This window comes from Oscillatoria sp. HE19RPO, assembly GCF_024220515.1.
GTDB lineage: Bacteria > Cyanobacteriota > Cyanobacteriia > Cyanobacteriales > Laspinemataceae > Laspinema.
Genome location: NZ_JAMXOT010000202.1, coordinates 1 through 7,501 on the forward strand (window position 1 = coordinate 1; position 7,501 = coordinate 7,501).

Annotated in this window: 5 protein-coding genes; 4 read left to right on the plus strand and 1 reads right to left on the minus strand. The window is 48.8% G+C overall.

Annotated features, from left to right (window positions below; genetic code table 11):
• Positions 1-186: 186 nt before the first annotated feature.
• From NG833_RS18665 to NG833_RS18675, 3 genes are all read left to right on the plus strand, one after another.
• The gene (locus NG833_RS18665) at positions 187-3,408 is read left to right on the plus strand and encodes an efflux RND transporter permease subunit (protein ID WP_254566779.1); all 3,222 of its coding nucleotides are present in this window, start codon (positions 187-189) and stop codon (positions 3,406-3,408) included.
• A 326-nt stretch (positions 3,409-3,734) separates the two neighbouring features.
• Positions 3,735-4,886, plus strand: coding sequence for an anhydro-N-acetylmuramic acid kinase (locus tag NG833_RS18670; RefSeq protein WP_254566780.1), 1,152 nt, complete (start codon positions 3,735-3,737; stop codon positions 4,884-4,886).
• A 295-nt stretch (positions 4,887-5,181) separates the two neighbouring features.
• A complete protein-coding gene (locus tag NG833_RS18675) occupies positions 5,182-5,631 on the plus strand; it encodes a hypothetical protein (RefSeq protein ID WP_254566781.1) in 450 nt (149 codons plus the stop codon).
• A gap of 19 nt (positions 5,632-5,650) precedes the next feature.
• Here NG833_RS18675 and NG833_RS18680 read toward each other — a convergent pair whose 3' ends face one another.
• A complete protein-coding gene (locus NG833_RS18680) occupies positions 5,651-6,526 on the minus strand; it encodes a universal stress protein (protein WP_254566782.1) in 876 nt (291 codons plus the stop codon).
• A 415-nt stretch (positions 6,527-6,941) separates the two neighbouring features.
• Here NG833_RS18680 and NG833_RS18685 point away from each other — a divergent pair, with 415 nt between their 5' ends.
• Positions 6,942-7,316, plus strand: a complete 375-nt coding sequence (locus NG833_RS18685) for a group 1 truncated hemoglobin (RefSeq protein ID WP_254566783.1) — start codon at positions 6,942-6,944, stop codon at positions 7,314-7,316.
• Positions 7,317-7,501: the final 185 nt, after the last annotated feature.

Consider the following 7,501-nt stretch of genomic DNA (forward strand, 5'->3'; position numbering starts at 1 on the left):
AGAGGTTCTTCCCCCCAACCGTCACCTTTTAAGTGCTTGTTTGGGGACTGGAACTTAAGCTTCCAAAGGGGCATGACCAAAGCGCTCGCCCAGTAACATGGAAACGACTGAAGTTGTTACTACAAACATGACCCCCATTTCCCCCATCTCCCCTATCCCCCATCAAACTACACCTTAGATCCGCTCATGTCTTTTCACATCTCCACTTGGTCTATCAAAAGCCCGGTTCCCACCCTCGTCCTGTTTCTAATTTTGACCGTGGTGGGTTGGATGAGCTTTGGTCAGTTGGGTATTGATGAAAATCCCAACATTGATATTCCCATCGTGAGTATTACCGTCACCCAAACGGGTGCAGGACCGACGGAACTCGAAACCCAGGTGACCCGAAAAGTTGAAGATGCCGTTGCCGGGTTAGGGAATATTGACGAACTGATCTCCACCGTTACCGATGGGATCTCCACAACCACCATTAACTTCATCTTGGGAACCGACAGCGATCGCGCCACCAACGATGTTAGAAATGCCATCTCCCAAATTCGCCAAGACTTACCCGCCGATATTAACGACCCCATCGTGAGCCGCCTCGACTTTGCCGGGGGGCCCATTCTCACCTACGCCCTGCGGTCCGATCGCCGCAATGTGGAAGAATTGAGCGATTTAGTTGATCGCCCCATTGCGCGCGCTATCCTCGCCGTTCCTGGCGTGGCTCAAATCAATCGAATTGGGGGGGTGGACCGCGAAATTCTCATCGAACTCGACCCCGTTCGCATCAAAGCCCTCGGGATTACCGCCACCCAAATCAACGACCAAATTCGCAGTTTAAATATTAACCTCCCCGGGGGTCGTTCCCAAGTTGGCGGCAGTGAAAACACCATTCGCACCCTCGGTTCGGCTCAAACCGTCGAAGCATTGCGACAAAACCGCATCGTCCTCCCTTCCGGGGAAGCTGTTCCCCTGGAAAGTGTCGCGAACGTCATTGATGGATTCGCCGAACCCCAACAAAGCGCCCGATTTTGGTCTATAGAAGAGAGTGCCAGTTCCCAACCCCAAGCCACCAACTCGGGAGAAATTGCCACCCCCGTGGTTGCCTTTTCCGTATTGCGGAGTACCGGCAGTACCCTGGTTACCGTCGAGGAAGGTGTCCGAGAAAGCATCCAGGAACTGCAACAAACCCTCCCGGATGATATCGAGTTTGAACTGATTTTTACCCGCGCCAACGAGATTCGGGACTCCTACCAAGCCTCCATTGATGCCTTGGTGATGGGCTGTTTGCTCACGGTTTGTGTCGTGGGTTTATTCTTATGGGATTGGCGGGCCACTTTGATTACGGGGGTGGCGTTACCTCTGTCAATTATTCCCACCTTTATGGTGATGGGACTGCTAGATTATACCCTGAATGGGATGACGTTGTTAGCGCTATCTTTGGCAGTGGGAAATTTAGTCGATGATGCAATCTGCATGATTGAAAATATCGACCAACATTTAAAAATGGGGAAAAGACCCTATCAAGCTGCAATGGATGCAGCCCAAGAAATTGGGTTAGCGGTGTTAGCCACAACTGCAACAATTGTGGCGGTCTTTTTGCCCGTGGCATTTATGGGAGGAATTCCCGGTCAGTTTTTCCAACCCTTTGGGGTGACGGTTTCAGTTTCCACCCTGTTTTCAACCTTGGTGGCAACTACAATGACCCCGATGTTAAGTGCCTATTTGCTCAAAGACAAGCACTCATCGGGGCAAAAACGCAGAAGTAAGAAAAACCAGATGGGAACGGCATCGGAGGAAATGCCCAACTCCTCCCGGCGAAAAATTACGCCCTATCGCACGGCTCTCACTTGGGCGCTGAAACATCGCGTGATTACGTTGATCATTGCGTTTGCTTTCTTTATTGGCAGTTTGCAGTTAGTGCCTTATATTCCTACGGGTTTGTTTAATAGTGGGGATACGGGGTTGAGTACGGTAAATGTAGAACTTCCGCCCGGTTCTACTCTGCGGGAGACCGATCGCACCGCCCAACGCACGATCGCCCTGTTACAAGAACATCCAGCGGTGGAAAGTGTGTTAGCAACGGTGGGCAGTGGCGGTGCATCCCGCGACTTGAATAATGCAACATTGTATATTAATTTGTTGCCAAAGGAGGAACGTGAGGTTTCTCAACAAATGTTTGAGCAGCAAATGCGAGAAGAGTTTATCAAAATTCCTGGTGCAAGGATTAGTTTCCAGTCGGCTGGGGCGGGGGGAAGTAGCAAGGATTTATCAATCGTGCTAAAAAGTGAGAATCCGACGGCTTTGCAAGAGGCGGCGGATACTTTAGAACGGCAGATGCGCGAACTGCCAGGATTGGTAGAGGTGTCTTCCAGTGCATCGGTGGTAAAACCGGAGATTTTGATTAAACCAGACCCCAAACGGGCAGCGGATTTGGGGGTATCGGTCCAGGCGATCGCTCGGACGGCATCTCTAGCAACTCTGGGGGATAATGAGGCAAATTTGGCAAAATTTGACCTCAGCGATCGCCAAATTCCCATCCGAGTCTGGTTATCGGACAGCTATCGCAATGATCTCAAGGCGATCGGTAACCTGGAAATTCCCAGTCAATCCGGACGCTTAGTCCCCTTATCTGCGGTTGCTAACATCATCCTCGGTAGTGGTCCCGCCCAAATCGATCGCTACGATCGCGCCCGTCAAGTCTCCATTGAAGCCAATCTACAAGGGATTTCCCTCGGCGATGCTCTCGAACAAGTCGAAGCGCTACCGGGGATGACACTCCCACCCGGGGTGGAACAACAATCCTCCGGAGATGCCAAAATTATGCAAGAAATTTTCGGACGCTTCCTGGGAGCATTAGGACTGGCTGTCCTGGCAATTTTTGCCATCTTAGTCCTGTTGTATAACAATTTCTTACATCCCGTCACGATTATGGCGGCCCTCCCCCTCTCGATTGGGGGCGCACTTCTCGGACTGATGGTGACCCAAAAAGAATTAGGACTATTTGCCCTAATTGGGATTGTCATGCTGATGGGATTAGTCACCAAAAACGCCATCCTATTAGTCGATTGCACCCTCGCCAATCAACAAAATGGAATGCGACAAGTTCCAGCGATTATCGAAGCGGGTGTGTCTCGATTACGACCAATTTTCATGACTGCCCTTTCCACCATCGCTGGCATGATGCCGATCGCCCTGGAAATTGGGGCCGGAGGCGAAGTCCGTTCTCCAATGGCGATCGCAGTCATTGGCGGATTTTCCACCTCTACCCTCTTAACCTTAATCGTCGTCCCCGTCTTATTTACCTACGTTGATGGATTCCAAAGTTTCCTGAAAAACCTCATAAACGGCAAATCTCGTCACCGTCGTAAGTTAAAAGCCCTCCAAGGCAAAAAGGATAAAATCAAGGTTCTCGGCTTAAAATAATGGCCCCTTTAGGGGGAGAATGAAAGCTAAAAACTTCCCAAGTAATATCCAATGCTTGGGGAGCATCTCAAGAAGGCAAAGAGACCTAACCCCCCAGCCCCCTTCCCTACGAGGGAAGGGGGAGCAAGACCTATAAATTCCCCTTTGAGGCCAAATTGAGATGCTCCCAATGCTTGTAGTAACGACTTCAGTCGTTTCTTAAGTTCGTAGTAACGACTTCAGTGGTTCTCTTAAGTTTAATGTTACAACTGAAATCATGTTGTGAACTGCGTAGCAATGACTGAATTAGTTGTAAAATCAACCCCATTGGCAACCTCACCGAACTCATGACCCGAGTAATTGGCTTAATTAGTGGCACTTCCGTCGATGGCATTGATGCGGCGATGGTGGATATCACCGGAACCGAATCTGATATTCAGGTGGAGTGGATCGCAGGCACAACCTATCCCTATCCCGAACCCCTGCGACAAAAAATTTTAGCGGTTTGTGCAGGAGATGCGATATCAATGGCGGAATTTGCCGAATTGGATGATGCGATCGCCCAAACTTTTGCTCATGCTGCCTTAACTCTGCAAGGGGACAACCCGGTAGAGTTAATCGGTTCTCATGGACAAACCGTTTACCATCGTCCCCCTCAAACGCCACAACTCGGGTATAGTCTGCAATTAGGACGAGGTGCAGTGATTGCTCAACTCACGGGAATTCCGACTATCACCAATTTTAGGGCAGGGGATATCGCCGCTGGAGGACAAGGTGCGCCTCTGGTGCCGAAAGTGGACCTCTACCTGCTGGGCGATCGCCACCATTATCAATGTGTTCAAAATATTGGCGGCATCGGCAATGTGGCATTTATTCCGCCTACAGGTTCTGATTCTCCCCAGATGCTGGGATGGGATACGGGTCCCGGGAATAGTCTGATTGATTTAGCCGTGGAATACCTGACCAATGGGGAAGCCGCCTATGACCGTGATGGGGCTTGGGCTGCCCAGGGAGTCCCCTGCCAACCTTTACTGGATCATTGGCTTCAACATCCATTTTTCCACGAACCGCCCCCGAAGTCTACGGGACGAGAATTATTTGGATGGGACTATTTTCGGGATTGTTTATCCGATGCGGAACCCTATTCCCTCAGTCCCGAGGATTTGCTGGCGACGCTGACGGAACTGACTGTGGAGGCGATCGCCATCAACTATCGGTCTTTTTTACCTGTCCCTCCCAGTCGGGTGCTGTTATGTGGCGGTGGCAGTCGCAACAGTTATTTAAAACAGCGGTTACAAACCCGCTTGCAGGAAATCTATGGTCAATCCGTGGCGGTGTTAACCACGGATGACACAGGAGTGAATGCAGATTTTAAAGAAGCGATCGCCTTTGCCGTGTTAGCCTATTGGCGTCAACAAGGAGTTCCCGGCAATCTACCTGAATGTACGGGGGCGAAAGTCCCTGCCCTTTTGGGAGAAATTCACACTCCTATTTTATGAAGTTTTAGAGTCCAACTCATCGATGTTCCATCAGGTTAGACAGGGGTAATGCTAATCATAAATCAAGCACTATTTCATCCGAAATCAGTCAATTTAATTTAATTTTCAATAATTTGCATAATAAATAATTGATAAAACGATTTATAACCCCCTAAATCAACTAATAAATCGTTCAAATCGTTTTCTGCTAAAAATTCCCCAAAATTTTCTCTCTCATAAAAACTACGTCCCATAAAACCTGGTAGCATATAAAGGCTATAGGGGCAGACTGCAATTCAAGCAAGGATATGGTGCCGTGAATCATATATTTTTACTGCAACCGGGTCGCTGGACCCTTGAAGGCACTTGGTTAGAACGCCATGTTCCAACCATTCCCGTCACCGGGAAAATTTTAGTCGCATGGACTCGGGAAGATTGGTTTAACATGGTGACCAAGCTGACATTTCCCGGAAGCGATCGCTCAGAAATTACCCTGCAATACCGGGGACATTTTGACGTGGGGGACCGCCAATACACCTTTGTCCTCCAACATAGCGAACTCGGACGAGTGGAGGGAGAAGGATGGATCGCGCCGGAAACGATTATTCAGCGCTATTGGGTTCTCGGGGATGAAAAAAAGCGACGCAGTGGGTTTGAAACCTTGCATCGCCTCAATCACAATACCTACTACCACTCAAGCGGCATTTTAGCAGGCCACTACTTAGTCAGTGCAATGGAAGCTACCCTGACTCGACTGGGAGAGTAAACTGACTCACTTAAAGCTGTTAGCGCTGGGAGGGGAAAAAGATGACAGGTTCACAACTGCGCCGCAGAACCTCTGCCGCAAAGCTGGGGAACCAATCCAAAATTTTACCTAAGCTATTGGAAGCTAGTGCCACTGCACAGATGTCCGACATCTGTGCTAAATCTAAAATATCTAGCAGTGGCTCCCCTAAGCGGACTTCCACATCCACCTGCAAGCCGATCGCTTCTAAGTCAGCTTGGATCGGGGCTAATTTCTCATGAGCTTCCTTGAGTTTGTAGTCTTTCGGGACCTTTCGCAGAACCCCTGCATCAATCACCCACGCTAACATACAGCGTTCTAATGAATTCGGGGGACGCTTCTGCGCGTAGCGCTTAAACTCTTCGAGTAATACCCCCGATGCTTGGGTATCCGCATAAGGAAGCAGAATGTAGCGGAACAGATGCCGACAGCGCAGATCCAATTCCTCAGAAGTTAAGGGAGACAGCAGTGCAGTGGGAATGGTCATCAGGGGAATATTGGTTCGTCCCGATAACTCCAGGGTCGTACTGCCAAAGAGTTTTTCACTGAGTAAATTGCGGTTGGAGGCCCCTAAAATCATCACCTCGCTTTTGTGCCGTTCCACTGCCTTGAGAATGTTCTCCGTCGGATTACCGGAGAGTACCTCAACCTCAACTTGCAAGCCCTCGGGGACCTGAGTCAAAATGGCATTGAGGCGATCGCGTGCCACACTAATTTTTTCCGTATCTTCCCGAGGAATTTGCCCTTTCGTCCACAGGGGTACGCTATGGACAAATACAATATGCTCCATCCCTCCGGCAGCTAAACTGGGTAAGAATTTTCCCAAGCGCAGCATACCATCCGACAAATCCGTACTAATTAAAACACGCTTAAACATTTAAACAAATTATTCGGGTATCATTGACCGCCGAAAAACTGGGAAATTCTGCGACAGGCTCAGGTTCTGGACTCTTTGCCATCGCCGCGATCGCTCCCCCAATTTTTTTCCTGCTCAAATTTTAGCAGTTTGCCGCCCCATTAGTTATTATCAGTCCTACTTCCCCCTGTTCAACGTCACAACTTCAGGGGTTATCCCCTGTTCAACGTCACGACTTCAGGGGTCATCCCATGTCGGGGGTATTTAACGGGAATTCATGATGAGTTGCAACTCTATGCTATAGTCAAGGGGCCCATACAAATCACACATATCAGGCATAAGTAGATTTAATTGGGATTAATCCGATCTCCAGCTCAACCCACTTAGCCTAGCGATCCCTTTCTTCCCTCCCTGACTGAATTTGAAGAGGAAAAACATGACGACTTTATTTGATAAACTAGGCGGCAAACCCGCCGTTGACCTTGCGGTTGATAAGTTTTATGAACGGGTTTTAAATGACGATCGCATCAAGCATTTTTTTGCCAATACCGATATGGCTAAACAGCGAATGCACCAAAAAGCCTTTCTGACTTATGCCTTTGGTGGCAGCAGTCACTATGATGGGCGCTATATGCGAGAAGCTCATAAAGCTTTGGTAGAAGAACAAGGTCTGAGCAGTGAACATTTTGATGCGGTGGCAGAAGACTTGATGGAAACTCTCAAAGAAATGGGGGTTTCTGATGATTTATTGGCAGAAGTAGCGGCGATCGCTGCTGCGCCGCAACACAAAAAAGATGTATTAAACCAATAATTGGTAACTGCCATCCCCATTTTGTAGTAACGACTTCAGTCGTTCTCCCTCATAAGTTTGTAGTAACGACTTCAGTCGTTCTCCCTCATAAGTTTGTAGTAACGACTTCAGTCGTTCTCTTCTCATAAGTTTGTAGTAACGACTTCAGTCGTTCTCTTCTCATAAGTTTGTAGTAACGACTTCAG

Bases quoted from the DNA above. Each gene is read 5' to 3' on its own strand.
- NG833_RS18665 (WP_254566779.1), top strand. From the start codon at position 187: ATGTCTTTTCACATCTCCACTTGGTCTATCAAAAGCCCGGTTCCCACC.
- NG833_RS18670 (WP_254566780.1), top strand. From the start codon at position 3,735: ATGACCCGAGTAATTGGCTTAATTAGTGGCACTTCCGTCGATGGCATT.
- NG833_RS18680 (WP_254566782.1), bottom strand. From the start codon at position 6,526: ATGTTTAAGCGTGTTTTAATTAGTACGGATTTGTCGGATGGTATGCTG.
- NG833_RS18685 (WP_254566783.1), top strand. From the start codon at position 6,942: ATGACGACTTTATTTGATAAACTAGGCGGCAAACCCGCCGTTGACCTT.